This window comes from Pseudooctadecabacter jejudonensis (assembly GCF_900172275.1).
In the GTDB taxonomy this organism is placed as follows: Bacteria; Pseudomonadota; Alphaproteobacteria; order Rhodobacterales; family Rhodobacteraceae; genus Octadecabacter; species Octadecabacter jejudonensis.
Genome location: NZ_FWFT01000001.1, coordinates 137665 through 155261, shown reverse-complemented (window position 1 = coordinate 155261; position 17597 = coordinate 137665). Strand labels below are relative to the sequence as shown.

At 59.3% G+C, this 17597-nt stretch carries 18 protein-coding genes; 12 read left to right on the top strand and 6 right to left on the bottom strand.

What is annotated here, in order from left to right; genetic code table 11:
• The first annotated feature begins 30 nt into the window (after positions 1–30).
• Both tkt and PSJ8397_RS00740 read left to right on the top strand, forming a co-directional pair.
• Positions 31–2055, top strand: coding sequence for a transketolase (gene tkt, locus PSJ8397_RS00745; protein WP_085862659.1), 2025 nt, complete (start codon positions 31–33; stop codon positions 2053–2055).
• Positions 2056–2224: 169 nt separating this feature from the next.
• On the top strand, positions 2225–2839 hold the full coding sequence (locus PSJ8397_RS00740) for a DUF4329 domain-containing protein (protein ID WP_085862658.1): 615 nt from the start codon (positions 2225–2227) through the stop codon (positions 2837–2839).
• Positions 2840–2852: 13 nt separating this feature from the next.
• Here the strand turns inward: PSJ8397_RS00740 and PSJ8397_RS00735 are convergent, their stop codons facing one another.
• Together PSJ8397_RS00735 and PSJ8397_RS00730 are read right to left on the bottom strand one after the other, a co-directional pair.
• Positions 2853–3800, bottom strand: a complete 948-nt coding sequence (locus PSJ8397_RS00735; RefSeq protein WP_085862657.1) for a DUF808 domain-containing protein — start codon at positions 3798–3800, stop codon at positions 2853–2855.
• Between the two features lie 34 nt (positions 3801–3834).
• Complete coding sequence (locus PSJ8397_RS00730) at positions 3835–4227, bottom strand: DoxX family protein (protein WP_085862656.1); 393 nt, start codon at positions 4225–4227, stop codon at positions 3835–3837.
• 179 nt (positions 4228–4406) lie between these two features.
• Here PSJ8397_RS00730 and gap (PSJ8397_RS00725) point away from each other — a divergent pair, with 179 nt between their 5' ends.
• The 5 genes from gap (PSJ8397_RS00725) (at position 4407) to PSJ8397_RS00715 (ending at position 7615) form a co-directional block, all read left to right on the top strand.
• On the top strand, positions 4407–5408 hold the full coding sequence (gap, locus tag PSJ8397_RS00725) for a type I glyceraldehyde-3-phosphate dehydrogenase (RefSeq protein ID WP_085862655.1): 1002 nt from the start codon (positions 4407–4409) through the stop codon (positions 5406–5408).
• A gap of 178 nt (positions 5409–5586) precedes the next feature.
• On the top strand, positions 5587–5730 hold the full coding sequence (locus PSJ8397_RS17080) for a hypothetical protein (protein ID WP_200811270.1): 144 nt from the start codon (positions 5587–5589) through the stop codon (positions 5728–5730).
• 111 nt (positions 5731–5841) lie between these two features.
• On the top strand, positions 5842–6846 hold the full coding sequence (gap, locus tag PSJ8397_RS00720) for a type I glyceraldehyde-3-phosphate dehydrogenase (protein ID WP_085862654.1): 1005 nt from the start codon (positions 5842–5844) through the stop codon (positions 6844–6846).
• Between the two features lie 184 nt (positions 6847–7030).
• Entirely contained in the window at positions 7031–7192 is a 162-nt protein-coding gene (locus PSJ8397_RS17075; protein ID WP_200811269.1) for a hypothetical protein, read from the top strand.
• 60 nt (positions 7193–7252) lie between these two features.
• Positions 7253–7615, top strand: a complete 363-nt coding sequence (locus PSJ8397_RS00715) for a hypothetical protein (RefSeq protein WP_085862653.1) — start codon at positions 7253–7255, stop codon at positions 7613–7615.
• 75 nt (positions 7616–7690) lie between these two features.
• Here PSJ8397_RS00715 and coaD read toward each other — a convergent pair whose 3' ends face one another.
• The 3 genes from coaD to PSJ8397_RS00700 form a co-directional block, all read right to left on the bottom strand.
• Entirely contained in the window at positions 7691–8185 is a 495-nt protein-coding gene (coaD, locus tag PSJ8397_RS00710) for a pantetheine-phosphate adenylyltransferase (protein WP_085862652.1), read from the bottom strand.
• A 70-nt stretch (positions 8186–8255) separates the two neighbouring features.
• Positions 8256–8693 carry a CBS domain-containing protein gene (locus PSJ8397_RS00705; RefSeq protein WP_085862651.1) on the bottom strand — a complete coding sequence of 146 codons (438 nt, stop codon included), beginning with the start codon at positions 8691–8693 and terminating at the stop codon, positions 8256–8258.
• 68 nt (positions 8694–8761) lie between these two features.
• Positions 8762–9649, bottom strand: a complete 888-nt coding sequence (locus PSJ8397_RS00700; RefSeq protein ID WP_085862650.1) for a LysR family transcriptional regulator — start codon at positions 9647–9649, stop codon at positions 8762–8764.
• Between the two features lie 116 nt (positions 9650–9765).
• Between PSJ8397_RS00700 and PSJ8397_RS00695 the strand changes: the two genes are divergently transcribed.
• From PSJ8397_RS00695 to mmsB, 5 genes are all read left to right on the top strand, one after another.
• Entirely contained in the window at positions 9766–11280 is a 1515-nt protein-coding gene (locus tag PSJ8397_RS00695) for a CoA-acylating methylmalonate-semialdehyde dehydrogenase (protein WP_306372125.1), read from the top strand.
• Positions 11281–11348: 68 nt separating this feature from the next.
• Positions 11349–11759: a hypothetical protein gene (locus tag PSJ8397_RS00690; RefSeq protein ID WP_085862649.1), complete on the top strand. Its 411-nt coding sequence runs from the start codon at positions 11349–11351 to the stop codon at positions 11757–11759.
• A gap of 154 nt (positions 11760–11913) precedes the next feature.
• A complete protein-coding gene (locus PSJ8397_RS00685; RefSeq protein WP_085862648.1) occupies positions 11914–12483 on the top strand; it encodes a L,D-transpeptidase in 570 nt (189 codons plus the stop codon).
• Between the two features lie 175 nt (positions 12484–12658).
• A complete protein-coding gene (locus tag PSJ8397_RS00680; RefSeq protein WP_085862647.1) occupies positions 12659–13699 on the top strand; it encodes an enoyl-CoA hydratase/isomerase family protein in 1041 nt (346 codons plus the stop codon).
• On the top strand, positions 13696–14559 hold the full coding sequence (gene mmsB / locus PSJ8397_RS00675) for a 3-hydroxyisobutyrate dehydrogenase (protein ID WP_085862646.1): 864 nt from the start codon (positions 13696–13698) through the stop codon (positions 14557–14559). Before PSJ8397_RS00680 ends, mmsB begins: the two co-directional genes overlap by 4 nt.
• A 45-nt stretch (positions 14560–14604) precedes the next feature.
• On the opposite strand, the gene uvrA is transcribed toward mmsB, so the two are convergent.
• Positions 14605–17475, bottom strand: a complete 2871-nt coding sequence (gene uvrA, locus PSJ8397_RS00670) for an excinuclease ABC subunit UvrA (RefSeq protein ID WP_085862645.1) — start codon at positions 17473–17475, stop codon at positions 14605–14607.
• Between the last annotated feature and the right edge of the window lie 122 nt (positions 17476–17597).

Here is a 17597-nt window from a genome sequence, read left to right as displayed (position 1 = left end):
CTGTTTAACCTTTTGCAAAAGGACTTCCCCGTGGACATCCAAGCCCTCCGCACCGCCCACCCAGAGCATTGGATGCGCGCCGCCGCCATCCGCACCTTGACACTGGACGCCGTGGCAGCCGCCAATTCGGGTCACTCCGGCATGCCCATGGGGATGGCCGACGTTGCGACCGTGCTGTTCGAAAAGCACCTGAAGTTCGACCCCAAAGCCCCTCACTGGCCCGACCGCGACCGCTTTATCCTGTCTGCGGGCCACGGCTCCATGCTGATCTATGCGCTGTTGCACCTCACAGGCTATGAACAGGCCACGCTGCAACAACTTAAGGATTTCCGCCAATGGGGCGCGCGCACGGCGGGCCACCCTGAATATGGCCACCTTGAAGGCGTCGAAACGACAACAGGCCCCTTGGGCCAAGGCATCGCCAATTCCGTGGGCTTCGCGCTGGCCGAAGAAATCCTGCGTGCGCGCTACGGCAAAAACGTCATCAACCACCACACCTATGTCATCGCAGGCGACGGCTGCTTGATGGAAGGCGTCAGCCAAGAGGCGATCGGTCTGGCCGGTATGCAAAAGCTGGGCCACCTGATTGTCTTCTTTGACAACAACAACATCACCATCGACGGCACAGTCGACATGGCAGACATCACTGATCAATCCGCACGGTTTGCCGCGTCAGGCTGGCATGTGCTGGAAATCGACGGCCATGATCCAAAGGCCATTGATAAGGCCATCGTCGCGGCCAAGGCCGAAACCGGGCGCCCCACGATGATCAACTGCAAGACCCACATCGCATTGGGCCATGCAGCACAAGACACGTCCAAAGGGCACGGCGCTTTGACGAACGCCGATCAGCTGCAGGCCGCCAAAGAGGCCTACGGCTGGGACTATGGCCCGTTTGAAATCCCCGCAGACGTGAAATCCCAATGGGAAGCCTTTGGCGACCGTGGCGCCGCGGCGCGCGCCGACTGGGACGCGCGGTTCGCGAAACTGAGCAAATCCAAGCAGGACGAGTTCAACCGCGCCTTTGCGCTCGACGCGCCCAAAAAGCTGTCTGCGACGATCAAAGCCTTCAAAAAACAGGCCAGTGAGGCAGGCAAAAAGGTGGCCACCCGTGCGTCGTCGGAATCCGTGCTAGAGGTGATCAACCCCATCATGGCTGAGACCGTCGGCGGATCTGCGGACCTGACGGGGTCCAACAACACCAAAACTGCCGATCTGGGCGTGCATACCCCAGACAACCGCGAAGGCCGCTATATTCATTACGGCATCCGCGAACACGGGATGGCCGCGGCGATGAACGGCATGGTCCTGCACGGCGGCATCCGCCCTTATGGCGGCACGTTCATGTGTTTCACCGATTATGCCCGCGGCGCCATGCGCCTGTCTGCGCTGATGAAGGTGCCGACAGTCTATGTCATGACCCATGACAGTATCGGTCTGGGCGAAGATGGACCAACGCACCAACCGGTGGAACATCTGGCCATGCTGCGCGCCACACCCAACACCAACGTCTTCCGCCCCGCCGACAGCGTCGAAGTGGCCGAAGCCTGGGAATTGGCACTGACCGAGAAAGAAACGCCGTCCGTGCTGGCGCTCAGCCGTCAAGGCCTGCCGCTGGTCCGCACAGAGCACAAGACCAAGAACATGTCGGCCCAAGGCGCCTACGTTCTGGCCGACGCCGAGGCTGGCAAGCGTCAGGCAATCCTGATGGCCACCGGATCGGAAGTGTCCGTCGCAATGGAGGCCCGCGCGATCCTTGAGGCCGAAGGCATCGGCACCCGTGTCGTCTCCATGCCCTGCTGGGAGCTTTTCGAACAACAAGACGAAAAAATCCGCAAGCGCGTGCTACCCGGCGGCCCCGTCCGCGTCGCAATTGAGGCTGGCATTCGCTTTGGCTGGGACCGTTGGCTGTTCGGTGAGCGCGGTAAACGCGAAAAATCGGGTTTCGTCGGCATGCATGACTTCGGCGCCTCCGCACCTGCGCCAGAACTCTTTGAACAGTTTGGCATCACAGCGGAGGCCACAGCGCAAAAAGTGCGTGAACTGCTGGGATAAATTCAAACCCGCTTCGCTGGGCTGAGATCGGCCCTCCGGGGGGAGTTTTTCTGGTCAGATGAAGGGGCGGCCTTGTGCAAACGGGCCGCCCTGAGTGCGTTTAAGCGCCTTGCGTTGTGGGGCGCGTATATTCTGGTAGGGTCACGGTAATCTGTGATGGAGAGATGTCGTGAAACGCCAAACCGCAGCCCTTCTTGCCGCCCTGTTTTTGACCGCCTGCGGCGCGCCCACGGCCGGCGTGCCGACCATGCCCAAAGCGGGCGTGCAGGCCCAGCCCGCCGCAACAGGATTTTCCGTTGTGGCGCCGAATGCGCCCTCTGGCCCTGTCGTTGATAATTTTGCGCGGCGTTTCCTGAATTCCATCCAGGCCCAATCCATCCGAGACCGATCTGAATATTGCGGCTATATCCGCCTGAGTGCGACAGGCCAGCTTGAGGCGACCCAACCCATTCGCGGTACGTTTGCAGGCTGCGAAATGCCCGCCCCTCGGGCCGGGCAAGGCATCATTGCCAGCTACCACACCCATGGCGCCTTTGACCAAGGCTATGACAACGAGGTTCCGTCGACCCTTGATTTGCGGTCGGATTTTCAGTTCGGGATGGATGGTTATGTCTCTACCCCAGGGGGGCGGGTTTGGCTTGTCGACGTACAAACCCGCACCACTCGTCAGCTGTGTGGCCGCGGCTGCGTCATCAGCGACCCACTTTATCAAGACACGGGCGATGCCAGCATCCGCCCCGCCTACACCCTACCGGATTTGCAGCGCCGTCAGGGTGTTTTCTAAAGGCAGGCGCGTCTTAATGCGCGGCCTTTTTGCCCCCGAAAAGGGGCTTGAACACCTTGGTCACCACCGGAATGGTCAGCAAACCAACGGCCAAGCCAAAGACCCCATCCAAGCCCGCCGTAATCGCCCAAGCGACAAAGCCCGTGAACCCAGCTGCTGCGGCTTTCACAATGTCATAGGGGACATCGAAGCCCAGATGATGCAGTTCATTTACAAGGATCGACCCACCGACCCACAACATGGCCAAAGTGCCGATAAACGACAGTGCAATCAGGAAATACGGCATGCCTTTGACAAGTGCGGATCCCAGCCCCCGCGTCAGGCCCGTCCGCCCATTGGCAACCATCCACAGCCCCGTGTCATCGGCCTTCACGATCAACGCGACGGACCCGTAAACGACCACCGTCACCGCAATCGCGATCACGGCAAGCACCGCCCCCTGCATCCAAAGGCTCGCATCTGGGAAATTCGTCGTGATTTCATTCAGGGTGATCGTCATGATCTCAGCCGACAGAATGAAATCCGTCTTGATCGCACCGCGCACGCGGGTCTCTTCCAACTTGGCGGGATCAACGACCTCGTCTTTGCCCACGTGGTTGTCTTTATGCGGCGCCAGCACATGCCAAACCTTCTCTGCACCCTCAAAACACAAATACAGCCCGCCCAGCATCAGCAGGAAGATCAGAACAACAGGCGCAAAGGCCTTCAGCAGCATGGCGATCGGCAGCAAAATCACCAGCTTGTTGAAAAACGACGCGCGCGCGATTTTCCAAATGATCGGCAATTCTCGCTGAGGATCGAGGCCCGTCACATACTTCGGTGTCACCGCCGCATCGTCGATCACCACACCGGCCGTTTTGGTCCCCGCCTTGGCCGCCATCGCAGCCACATCATCGACCGAGGCCGCCGCGACCCGCGTCAACGCCACAACGTCGTCCAGCAGGGCAATTAATCCGCTCATTGTATTGTCTTTCTTGGTGTCATCTCGTTGCGCGTCAATCTAGCGGGCGCGACGGGACCTGCAAGGCCCAGCGACCGCCCCCCGCAACAGCCAAGGCCAGACAGCCGCCAGCAATCGCCCAGTTCTTGACGAAGATCGTCATCTGCCAAGGGTCTTCGGGCTGCACATGAAACAGGCTTGTCACAGCGCAATAGACGGCGGCACCGAAGGCCATGGCGCGCACCTGCCATCCCAAAAGCAACCCAAAGCCCACCACCCCATTGAGCACCAACGCAGGCCAAACCAGGAAAGAAGGCAGCCCCCATTGGGCCAAGAGATCGATCGCAGGGTGCGGATCGATGCTTTTTTGGACAGCCCCCCCCAAGAATAGCAGGGCCAACAGCGCCCGTGCGGCCAAAAGCACAGCATCATCGATCCGATTCTTCATCTCTGGCCCTCCAATCCGGTCCCTTCGCAACGTTAGCGCAATCACACCACGAACGCCGCCCACCGTTAGCGCAAACCTGAAAGTTTACCGCTAACATACTGATGTAAATCAACTAATTCCCTTGGTCTGCAACGGTATACCGCCTAAAAAACGCTCAACGCACCACGAAAGGGCACCCCATGACCGTCACAATCGGCATCAACGGATTTGGCCGGATCGGCCGCTGCACTTTGGCCCATATCGCCGAGGCCGCGCGCAATGACGTCCATGTCGTCAAAATCAATGCCACTGGCCCGCTGGAGACCAATGCCCACTTGCTGCGCTACGACAGTGTCCACGGGCGGTTTGCGGGCGATATCCGCACAGATGGTGGCAACCTTGATCTGGGCCGCGGCCCGATTGATGTGATGTCCACCTACGATCCAACCGAGCTTGATTGGGACGGCGTCGATGTGGTCCTCGAATGCACAGGTCAATTCAACGACGGCCAGAAATCGGCGGTGCATCTTGAACGTGGCGCGGGCAAAGTCCTGATCTCCGCACCAGCCAGCAACGTTGACCGCACCATCGTTTACGGCGTCAACCACCGTGATCTGACCATGGCAGACCGCATGGTCTCCAATGGCTCGTGCACCACCAATTGCCTGGCCCCCTTGGCCAAGGTCCTCAATGACGCCATCGGCATTGAACGCGGGCTGATGACGACCATCCACAGCTACACCGGCGATCAACCCACCCTTGATCGGCGTCACAAAGACCTGTACCGCGCGCGGGCCGCGGCCATGGCGATGATCCCCACCTCCACAGGGGCTGCCAAAGCGCTCTCAAAAGTGTTGCCCGAAATGGAAGGCCGCCTCGACGGCACAGCCCTGCGCGTGCCCACCCCCAATGTCTCCGCCGTGGATCTGACGTTTGAGGCCGGCAAAGACGTGACTGTGCAAGACGTCAACGACGTCGTGGCAGAGGCGTGTTCAGGTCACATGGGCATGGTCATGTCCTATGATCCCGAACCCAAAGTCAGCATCGATTTCAACCATACGCCGCATTCCTCAATCTTTGCCCCCGACCAAACCAAGGTCATCGGCGGGCGGACCGTGCGCGTGCTGGCCTGGTACGACAATGAATGGGGCTTCTCGGTGCGCATGGCTGACGTCGCAGCCCATATGGGCCGCCTCAACTGACCCACGGCTCCAGCGCCACGCCTTCGTTTCGCTGTTTCAAAAATATGCAAATCCAAGCCCCCGACCAGCGCCATCCCCTGCCGGTTGGGGCGCAAAAATCAAAAAATCATGCGCGGCGCAGCCGCTCATTCAGCGCGCCCCCTCGACAAAGGGCCGCGTTTCGTGGCGTAAACACCCCATGACGACCCGCCTTGCGATCTTCCTCATGGCCGCCATCATCGGCTTTTTCGTGCTGGACCATTATGTCCTGCATCTGGACGCCCTCGTTTTCTTAAGCCGCAAGGGCATCGACCTGATCCAGACAATCGCGTTCTGGCGCTAAGGATCTTTGCCCGCCAAAGGGTTGACCTTCCCTGATATATGGGGATGTTAGCGCCAACAGTGGCCGTGCCCTATGGCCACGCTATGTCCATCCGAAATTATGGAGGCTCCCATGACCGTAAAAGTAGCAATCAACGGCTTCGGCCGCATCGGGCGCAACGTGCTGCGCGCGATCATCGAATCCGGCCGCACCGACATCGAAGTCGTGGCCATCAACGATCTTGGCCCCGTGGAAACCAACGCCCACTTGCTGCAATACGACAGCGTGCACGGCCGCTTCCCTGTTGAGGTCAAGGTTGACGGCGACACAATAGACGTGGGCCGCGGCCCGATCACGGTGTCTGCCATTCGCAACCCCGCCGATCTGCCATGGTCCCATATTGACGTGGTGCTGGAATGCACCGGTATCTTCACCTCAAAAGAGGCCTGCCAGGCGCATCTCGAAAACGGCTCCTCGCGGGTGCTGATCTCGGCCCCCGGCAAAGATGCCGACAAAACGATCGTCTTCGGCGTGAACGACGGCGCCCTCACAGCGGGCGACATCGTCGTGTCCAACGCGTCCTGCACCACAAACTGCCTGTCCCCTGTGGCCAAAGTCCTCAACGACGGGCTGGGCATCAAACGGGGCTTCATGACGACGGTGCACAGCTACACCGGCGACCAGCCCACCTTGGACACGATGCACAAAGATCTGTACCGTGCGCGGGCTGCGGCCATGTCCATGATCCCGACGTCCACGGGTGCCGCCAAGGCCGTGGGTCTGGTCTTGCCGGAACTTGACGGCAAGCTGGACGGCGTCGCCATCCGCGTGCCCACGCCCAATGTCTCGTGTGTGGACCTCACGTTCGAGGCCGCCCGCGACACCACCGTGGAAGAGATCAATGATCTGATCCGCGCCGCCGCCGCAGACGGCCCGCTCAAAGGTGTGCTGGGTGTCACCGATGCCAAACTGGTCTCGATGGATTTCAACCACGACCCGCGCAGCTCGATCTTTGCAACGGATCAGACCAAAGTCATGGACGGTAACATGTGCCGCATCCTGACGTGGTACGACAACGAATGGGGCTTCTCCAATCGCATGGCCGACACCGCCGTTGCGATGGCCAAATTCCTGTAATCGCACTTCAAACGACATGTGATGGGCTGACCGAAAGGTTGGCCCATTTTTTGTGCGGATCACAAAAAACCCATGCAAAATCTGCAATGCCGGTTGACCAAACCCGGGGCTGGTACCGCAAACATCACCGCTTAAATCTGGGGCAAGATGAACGAACACAACCTTGTGCGAAAGGAATGCCCCCATGACCATGTTCACCACCCTGCGTGACCGCCTTGCCAAACGTGCCGCCTACAACCGGACCCGTGCCGAAATCGCCAGGCTGCCCCACGACCTCGCGGTTGAGGATCTGGGCCTTTGTCCCGGTGACGCCAAAGAAATCGCCGCCCGCGCAGTCTACGGTTAACATTGCGACGGGGGCAGGCGCATGACACAACGGGCTCAGTATCAATTATACGAGGCCGACATGACCAAACTGCTCCCCCTCCTCGCCCTTCCTGTTCTTGGCGGTTGCGCCATTGCGGCTGCCCTTGCAGGGGACGGTGAACCTGTCGGCGTCCTCAACGGCAAAACACTTTACGCGGCAAGCTGTACGGTTGATTTGTCGACTGCGGGCCAAGAAGGCCTATTCGGCACAGGGACAATTCCGCTTTATGGCAACTGCCAAGTGGCCGCCGCAAACCGCTGTGGTGAGGGTGCATTTACGATCACCAATGTTGAACAAGCCCCACCACGCATGTTGTCAGAAACGGTCCAGACCGGGACCATGATCCAACGCCGAACATTTCCTGCGTCAGCCACGACACTGCAATTCACCTGTAACGGCTAAGATCCTCCGGCCTGCACCGACGGTCCGCACCCACAAAATTCCGGAATTTTGTGGGTGTGCGCAACACAGGTCTGTTCAAGGATGCATCCGTGCGTTCAACGCGTCGCGCACCGATGGTGTCACAAATTTCGACACATCCCCCCCAAGCCGCGCGATTTCTTTGACCAGCTTGCTGGCGATGGCTTGATGCTCGGCTTCGGCCATCAAAAACACAGTCTCAACGCTGTCATCAAGTTGGCGGTTCATGCCAACCATTTGATATTCATACTCAAAATCGGCCACAGCCCGCAGCCCGCGCACGATAATGCCGGCCTCGACATCTTTGGCGCAGTCGATCAACAGATTCTCAAACGGATGGGCCACGATTTCACAGCCCGTTTGCGCTGACAAACCCGCACATTCCGCCTCAATCATGGCGACCCGTTCTTCCAGAGAAAACAACGGCCCCTTGTCGCGGTTGATGGCCACCCCGATCACCAACCGGTCCACCAGCGAACAGGCCCGCCTGATGATATCCAGATGTCCCAAGGTGACAGGGTCAAAAGTGCCTGGGTAAAGTCCAATGCGCATAATGGGCCTACTTCATGTCTTCGTCGTCAGTTGCGCGCAAAGCAAACCTATTCCGCGCCACAGCGCAACCCTAATGACCCATCACCATCCCTTCGAGGGCGTCACGTTCCATCGCCAATTCCGACAGCCGTGCCTTCACCACATCCCCGATCGAAATCAGCCCGACAAGTTGGCCCTCTTCCACCACAGGCATATGCCGGAACCGGCCTTCCGTCATGCGACCCAACACGCTGTCAGACGTGTCGCCGCCTGCGCAGGTCACCAGTTTGGCCGTCATCAAGGCACTGACACGGTCCGCCATACAAGACGCCCCCCGCGTGCCCAAATGGCGCACGATATCGCGTTCGGACAAAATACCCGCAGCCGTCTTTCCGCCATCATCGCTGATCACAATTGTCCCGATCCGTCGATCTGCCATAATGGCCGCCGCGTCCGATACGCTGGCATCAGATCCAAGGGTCAAAACCCCGTCGACAGCCTTCGATTTGAGGATTTGCGATACAATCATGGGGGTCTCCTTTTCGGGTTTGGCACCGTGAACGTATCACCAGCCTAGCCGCCCACCCCCCTCACCTGTCAAGCGACCGCCCCCTCCAGCTGCGCAACCTGCGCGCGCACACCTGCCGTGACGGCCTCGGCAAAGCGCGTCAAACGCTCCGATCTGCGGTCGCTTTGATGACGCACCAGATAGAAAGACCGCACCAGCGACACCTCCTGTGTCAGCACGCGGCGCACCTCAGGCATCATCGGCAAGGCAAAGTCATGTACGATGCCAACACCGGCTCCCGCGCGCAGCGCCATGGCCTGCACGGCCACCGAATTGGACGCCACCTGCACCCCCGACGATGCCAGATTACCCAAGTAATCCAATTCCTTGTCGAAAATCATGTCCGGGATGTAGCCCACAAACGGCACATCCCGCAGATCCGCACGCGTCGCAATTTTGTTCGCAATGTCAGCACGCGCAGCCAAATGCAGTCGGTAATCCGTCACCTTTTGCACCACCAACCTGCCCGCATCAGGGGGCGACACCGTCACCGCCATGTCCGCCTCCCGTTTGGACAGGTTCACCACACGCGGCAAGGCTAGGATCTGGATCTCCAGATCAGGGTTCTGTGCGGCAATAGTCGCGCACACCTGAGGCAGCAGGTAATTCGCCGCCCCGTCCGGCGCCCCGATGCGGATCTGTCCCGTCAACCCGCCCTGCGTGCCTTGCACCTCATCTGCGGCCTGCGACATCGCCGCCTCTGCAGCCTCAACATGAGCCAGCATCCGCGCGCCCAAATCGGTCAGGGCATACCCCTGCTGCGACTTGGCAAAAAGCGCGGCCCCCATCCCCTGTTCCAACCGCGAAATGCGTCGCCCCACCGTGGCCGCATCCATTTTCAAAACCGGTGCCGCTCGGCTCAAACTCTCGGCGCGGGCCACCGCCAGAAACACCCGCATATCATCCCATCTGTCCATGCGCGCCCTGCCCGATATCATGCTATTTCGTTTCGCTGTCTTGCAAATATGCAAAATACTCATGTCAAAATCACGCTACTACGCCCGATAATGCAAGACTAAACTCGCCCCAAATCATGGAGATCGAAATGACCACAGAATTGACCCACTACATCGGCGGCGCACATGTCAAAGGCACGTCGGGGCGCTTTGCAGACGTCTACAACCCCGCCACGGGTGAGGTTCAGGCCAAACTACCGCTTGCCTCGAAAGAAGACCTCGACCATGCCGTGAACGTCGCCGCACAGGCCCAGCCCGCATGGGCCGCCACCAACCCTCAACGTCGCGCCCGCGTGCTGATGGCCTTTGTGGGCCTGCTCAACCGCGACATGGACAAACTTTCCGAAGCGCTCAGCCGTGAGCATGGCAAAACCATCCCCGATGCCAAAGGCGACGTGCAACGCGGGCTTGAGGTCGTCGAATACTGCATCGGCGCGCCGCAAATGCTCAAAGGTGAATACACCGATGGCGCAGGCCCCGGCATCGACATCTATTCCATGCGTCAGGCGCTTGGGGTCACCGCTGGCATTACGCCCTTCAACTTCCCCGCCATGATCCCCATGTGGATGTTCGCGCCCGCCATCGCTTGCGGCAATGCCTTCATCCTCAAACCCTCCGAACGTGACCCATCCGTGCCGCTGATGCTGGCTGAGTTGATGGAGGAAGCGGGCCTTCCGGCAGGCATCCTGCAGGTCGTCAATGGCGACAAGGAGAGCGTCGATGCGATCCTCGACAACCCCACCATTCAATCCGTGGGCTTCGTCGGCTCCACCCCCATCGCCGAATATATCTACGCGCGCGGCTGCGAAAACGGGAAGCGGGTGCAGTGTTTTGGCGGGGCCAAAAACCACATGATCATCATGCCAGACGCCGATATGGGCCAAGCCGCCGATGCGCTGGTGGGTGCGGGCTACGGTGCGGCGGGCGAACGGTGCATGGCCATTTCCGTGGCCGTCCCCGTGGGCGATGAGACAGCCGACAGGCTGATCGAAGAGCTGATCCCGCGCATCGAAAAGCTGCGCGTCGGCCCCTACACATCCGGCGACGATGTGGATTACGGCCCTGTTGTCACAGCCGCTGCCAAACAGAACATCCTTGGCCTTGTTCAGTCTGGCATCGACCAAGGGGCGGAGCTTGTCGTGGACGGGCGCGATTTCTCGCTTCAGGGCTATGAAGACGGCTTTTTCGTCGGCCCGCATCTCTTTGACCGTGTCACACCCGACATGGACATCTACAAAAAAGAGATCTTCGGCCCTGTCCTCAGCACCGTACGCGCCGGCAGCTATGAAGAGGCGCTGAGCCTTGCCATGGATCATGAATACGGCAATGGCACCGCAATCTTCACCCGCGACGGCGACGCCGCGCGTGATTTTGCCAACCGCGTCAACGTGGGTATGGTCGGCATCAACGTCCCCATCCCCGTGCCGCTTGCCTATCACACCTTTGGTGGCTGGAAAAAATCAGCCTTTGGCGATCTCAACCAACACGGGCCCGATGCGTTCAAATTCTACACCCGCACCAAAACCGTGACGTCACGTTGGCCGTCGGGGATTAAGGAAGGCGGCGAATTCAACTTCAAAGCCATGGATTGATCCGTTAAGGCAAAGGGCGTCCCATATTTCGGGGCGCCCTTTTTGACAAAACCTTTTTGAGACATCAAATGCCTATCCAATATACATTTATTGAACATCCGCCTGTGCTCCATCTGCGCTACAGCGGGCAATTCACGATGCAGACAAGCCTCGATGCGGTCGCCGAATATTCTCAAAATCCGAAATTTGTAGCTGAAATGCCTCACCTCATTGATCTCAGCGGCATTCACGTCTTCACGACAGACCACAAGGAATTCATCGAGGCACAAATCCGATTGTTGGAGCAATACGGCGAATATAGGTACGAAAGCACCAGCGTTTTCCTTGCCCCGACGCCAGCCGCGCGTCAGTTGGCGGCAATGGCCACAAACATGTGGTCCGAAGTGCCGGGCATCAATTTGCGCACTGTCGAAGATATCGCGCACGCCGCCGTCATTTTGGGGCTTCCAGACAGCTACGTGGACAGCCTTGCCGCCTGATCGGTTCGGACAGGACCAAATCGGGTTTCTTTTCGGCAAATGCGGATGCACAGCCCGACGTCACGGTGGGGTATTTTCTGCCGATCACACCCATTTTATAGCCCTTCCATTGAAAATTGGCCCTGTCCATGACACATCACATGAAAGAATCTGAATGAGGGACATCATGCAGACCAAACGTCGTTTTCTTATGACCGCGTCCGCCGCCTTGGCCACACCGATGATTGCGGCACCCCTGACGGCCGGGGCGCAAACAGCGCCTGACCGCAACGTGTCGTCGTTCGTCACGCAAGATTGGCAAGACCATTTCCAGTCCCTTGGCAAAGGCGCCATTCTGGCTGACATCACATCGCGGGCTTTGCACTATTGGGACCCGGATGGGTCCTATCATCTATATCCGTCTTCGGTTCCGCTGACCGAGGAACTGACAAGGCGCGGCTATTCCGAAATCGTGCGCAAACGGGTCGGCCCATCCTGGACCCCGACCGCCAATATGCGCGAACGCGATCCGACCCTGCCCGAGCGCATCGAAGGCGGCGATCCAGGCAACCCGCTGGGCACCCATGCGATGTATCTGACATGGCCTGCCTATCTGATCCACGGCACCCACGACACACGCAAAATCGGCCGTCAAAGCTCATCAGGATGCATCGGTCTTTATAACGAACATATCGCAGATCTGTTCGGCCGCGTTGAAGTGGGCTGTCAAGTTCGCCTGCTGTGATCTGACCCTTACCTGACGCATCAGCACAAGTGCCCGTTATTACGATGGGCGCCTGCACGGCAGCCACGGGCGATCATTTGATCGACGAATTCAGCAAAGACCTCTAACGTCCGATCTCAAGCGGCCTATCGGCCCTGCGGGGCGAGTTTTTTTGGTCAGATGAAGGGGGGGGCCAATGCCACATATCAACGCGCGAACCCAAGGGCGTGCGGGGCGAATAACCCTGACACGCGAAGACGCGCTGAATGCCCTCACCCATGAGATGTGCCACCAGATTGAACGGGCCTTGGACGCTTGGACCGACGCCGACATTGATCTGGTCATCATCGATGCCGCAGGGGATAAAGCGTTTTGTGCAGGCGGCGATATCCAACGGATGTACGACACCGGGCGTATAGGCGATTTTCGCTATGGAGAGGCGTTTTGGCGCGATGAATATCGTCTGAACGCCAAAATGTTCCACTTTCCAAAGCCTGTGGTGACACTCATGCAGGGGTTCACCATGGGCGGGGGTGTGGGTGTGGGCTGTCACGGATCCCACCGCGTGGTCTGCGATACCAGTCAAATCGCTTTGCCAGAGGTCAGCATCGGCCTCGTGCCTGACGTCGGTGGGTCGCTGATCCTCGCCCGTGCGCCGGGACGTTTGGGGGAATATCTGGGGCTTACGGCGGACCGGATGGATGCCGCCGATGCAATTCACGCAGGCTTTGCTGACTATTATGTGCCGTGTGATGCATGGACTGCCTTGGTTGACACGCTCTGTGCCTCCGGTGATCCAGCGGCCGTGGATGCGGTGGCCACGCAGGCCCCAGACAGCCGTTTGGCCGCATCGCAGCCCGACATCGACGCCACATTCGGCGGAGAGAGCTTTGGCGATATCCAACGGGCCATGCCAGCCGACCTGCCTGCTGCCTTGGCTCATGCGCAAAAACGGATGGAGCGCCATTCGCCCTTGGCGCTTTGTGCGACCGTCGGGTTGATCCACAAGGTCCGATTGGCCGACCGGATCGAGACCGCCTTGGAACATGAATTCCGCTTCACCGCCCGCGCAATGGAATATGGCGATTTCCTCGAAGGCATTCGTGCCGCGATCATCGACCGTGACCGCCGCCCCCAGTGGCGCCACAACGGCTGGCGTGATGTGACCGGCGCCGATGTGCTGCGCATGACCTATCCCATCCGTCCCAACCTTGACCTGACAGGAGCCGCCCCATGACCATCGCTTTCATCGGACTAGGAAACATGGGCGCCCCCATGGCGCGCTGCCTGATCGCAGCGGGCCATTCCGTCATGGGGTATGACCCTGTCGCAACCCCCGATGACATCCCCCTCGCCTCCTCCGCGGCTGAGGCTGTGGCACAGGCCGATGTTGCCATCACCATGTTGCCAAACGGCGATATCCTGCGCGCCGTGGCCGCCGAAATCCACGCCGCTATGCGCCAAGGCAGCTTGCATCTGGATTGCTCAACGATCGATGTGGACAGCGCCCGCGCCGTGGCGACTGCGGCGCAGACCCTCGGCCTGCATGCCGTGGATGCACCTGTCTCAGGCGGGATCGGCGGGGCCACCAATGGCACGCTCACGTTCATGGCTGGCGGCCGCGACACTGCTTTTGCCATGGCCAAACCGCTGTTTGAGATCATGGGCCAAAAAGCCGTCCATTGCGGCGAAGCGGGCGCCGGTCAGGCCGCCAAGATCTGCAACAACATGATCCTCGGCGCGACAATGATCGCAACCTGCGAAGCGTTCGCCCTGGCCGACAAACTGGGCCTTGATCGCCAGTCCATGTTTGACGTGGTCAGCACGTCATCGGGGCAAAGCTGGTCCATGAACACCTACTGCCCTGCCCCTGGCGTGGGGCCCGAAAGCCCCGCCGACAATTCCTATATCCCGGGGTTTTCTGCGACCCTTATGCTCAAAGATCTGCGACTTGCACAGCATGCCGCACAAACCTCAGGCGCCACCACCCCGCTGGGCGATCGCGCGACAGACCTTTATGCGGATATGGTCGAACTCAGCGGCATGGGCGGCATGGATTTCTCGGCCATGCTCACCCTCCTGACAGATAAGGACTGACACCCCCCTTCATCTGACCAAAAAAACTCGCCCCGCAGGGCCCGCCTATTCTGCCGCCACGTCCCGTGGGGACAGCATCGGTTTCAGATAGCGGCCTGTGTGGCTCTCCGCGACGTCAGCCACTTTTTCCGGCGTTCCGGTCGCCACAATCGTGCCACCGCCATCACCGCCTTCGGGGCCGACGTCGATGATCCAATCGGCGGTTTTGACCACGTCCAAGTTGTGTTCAATCACCACAACAGTATTGCCGCCCTCGACCAATTCATGCAGCACTTCCAACAGCTTACGCACGTCTTCAAAATGAAGTCCGGTCGTCGGTTCATCCAGAATATACAGCGTCCGCCCCGTGGATCTTTTTGCCAGTTCCTTTGACAATTTCACCCGCTGCGCCTCACCACCGGACAGCGTCGTCGCCTGCTGGCCCACCTTGATGTAGCCCAGACCGACCCGCATCAGCGCGTCCATCTTCTCACGAATGCTCGGCACGGCCTTAAAGAATGCTTGCGCGTCTTCGACGGTCATATCCAGCACATCAGCGATTGATTTGCCTTTGAACTGAATCTCCAATGTCTCGCGGTTGTACCGTTTGCCCTTGCAGGTCTCGCACTCCACATAGACGTCAGGCAGGAAGTGCATCTCGATCTTGATCACACCGTCACCCTGACAGGCCTCACAGCGCCCACCTTTGACGTTGAATGAAAACCGCCCCGGCTTATAGCCGCGCGCCTTGGCCTCCGGCAGGCCCGCGAACCAATCGCGGATGGGCGTGAACGCACCGGTGTAGGTGGCAGGGTTTGACCGCGGCGTGCGCCCGATGGGGCGTTGGTCGATATCGATCACCTTATCCAGATGCTCCAACCCTTTGATCGTCTCACAAGGTGCAGGCGTCTGCCGTGCCCCGTTCAGCGCCATCGACGCCGTCTTGAACAAGGTCTCAATCGTGAGGGTCGACTTGCCGCCGCCCGAAACGCCGGTCACGCACACAAACTTGCCCAACGGGAAATCCACCGTCACGTTTTGCAGGTTGTTGCCGGTGGCCTTCTTCACGGTCAGCTTTTTCTTGTTGCCCTTGCGTCGCTTGGCCGGCACCGAAATTTCGCGCCGTCCAGCGAGATAATCGCCGGTGATGCTGTCAGGGTTCGCGATAATCTCAGCCGGGGTGCCCTTGGCGACGACCTGGCCCCCGTGCACCCCTGCCCCCGGCCCGATGTCAAAGACATAATCCGCCTCGCGCACGGCCTCTTCGTCGTGTTCAACGACAATCACCGTATTGCCCTGATCGCGTAGGTTTTTCAGGGTGGTCAACAGCCGGTCATTGTCGCGCTGGTGAAGGCCAATCGACGGCTCGTCCAACACATACAAAACCCCGGTCAGGCCTGATCCGATCTGACTGGCCAACCTAATACGCTGGCTTTCGCCCCCCGACAAGGTGCCCGCATTGCGCGACAACGTCAGATATTCCAGCCCCACGTTGTTCAGGAACCCAAGACGTTCGCGAATTTCCTTCAGGATCGCCCGCGCAATTTCGTTCTTTTGTTTGGTCAGCGCCGCGGGCACGGCCTCGCACCAATCGAAGGCTTCGCGGATGGACATCTGCACCACCTGACCCACGTGCAACAGCGCATCACTGGACCCGATTTTGACGGCCAAGGCCTCTTCTCGCAAACGATAGCCGCCGCACGTCCCACAGGACCGGTTGTTTTGGTAGCGTTCGAATTCCTCGCGGATCCAGTTGCTGTCCGTCTCGCGGTAGCGGCGCTCCATGTTGGGCACGACACCCTCAAACGCGCGTTTCACCTCATAGACGCGGCCCCCTTCGTCATAGCGAAACTTGATCTCTTCATCGCCGGACCCATACAGAAACACCTGTTGGACAAAGGCCGGCAAATCCTTCCACCGGGCGTTCTTGTCAAACTCGTAATGTTTGGCGATGGCCTCAATCGTTTGTAAGAAATACGGGCTTTTACCTTTGCGCCAAGGCGCCAGCGCCCCGTCAGAGATTTTCAACGTCTGGTCGGGCACCACCAACCGTTCGTCAAAAAACAGCTCAACCCCCAAACCGTCACAGGACGGACAGGCCCCAAAAGGCGCGTTGAACGAAAACAGACGCGGTTCAATCTCAGGAATGGTAAAGCCGGATTCAGGACAGGCGAAGTTTTCCGAGAACGTAAACCGTTCAGGATCGCCTTCCTTTGGCGCAGTCTCAAGGATCGCAATGCCATCGGCCAGATCGAGGGCCGTGCGGAAACTGTCGGCCAACCGTGTCTCCAACCCCTCACGCACAACGATGCGGTCCACCACAACGTCGATGTCATGGCGGAATTTCTTGTCTAGGGTCGGTGGCTCATCAAGATCGTAGAACGCCCCGTCGACCTTCACCCGCTGAAAGCCCTGCTTGCGCAGTTCAAGAAATTCCTTGCGATACTCCCCTTTGCGGTCGCGGATGATCGGGGCCAGAAGATAGCCGCGCATGCCCTCTTCCATGTCCATCACACGGTCGACCATGTCTTGCACCTGCTGCGCCTCAATCGGCAAACCGGTGGCGGGCGAATACGGCGTGCCCACGCGGGCAAACAGCAAACGCATGTAGTCGTAAATTTCCGTCACTGTCCCCACGGTTGACCGCGGGTTTTTACTGGTGGTTTTCTGTTCAATGGAAATCGCCGGGGACAGCCCCGCAATGTGATCAACATCGGGCTTTTCCATCATATCAAGGAACTGCCGCGCATAGGCCGACAGCGATTCCACATAGCGGCGTTGCCCTTCGGCATAGATCGTATCAAACGCGAGGCTCGATTTGCCCGACCCCGACAGACCCGTGATCACCACAAGCTGATCGCGCGGAATGTCCACGTCGATGCCTTTGAGGTTGTGTTCGCGCGCACCGCGCACTTCGATGTTCTTCAGCTCTGCCATTTCGGGCCCCCAAATGTCTTGTGTCACCACATAGCAACCCCACCGGCCGTGACCAGTGGGGCGCTAGAACATATAAAGAACATAAGAAAGAATTAACACCACTGGCAAACATTTCTGTCGCC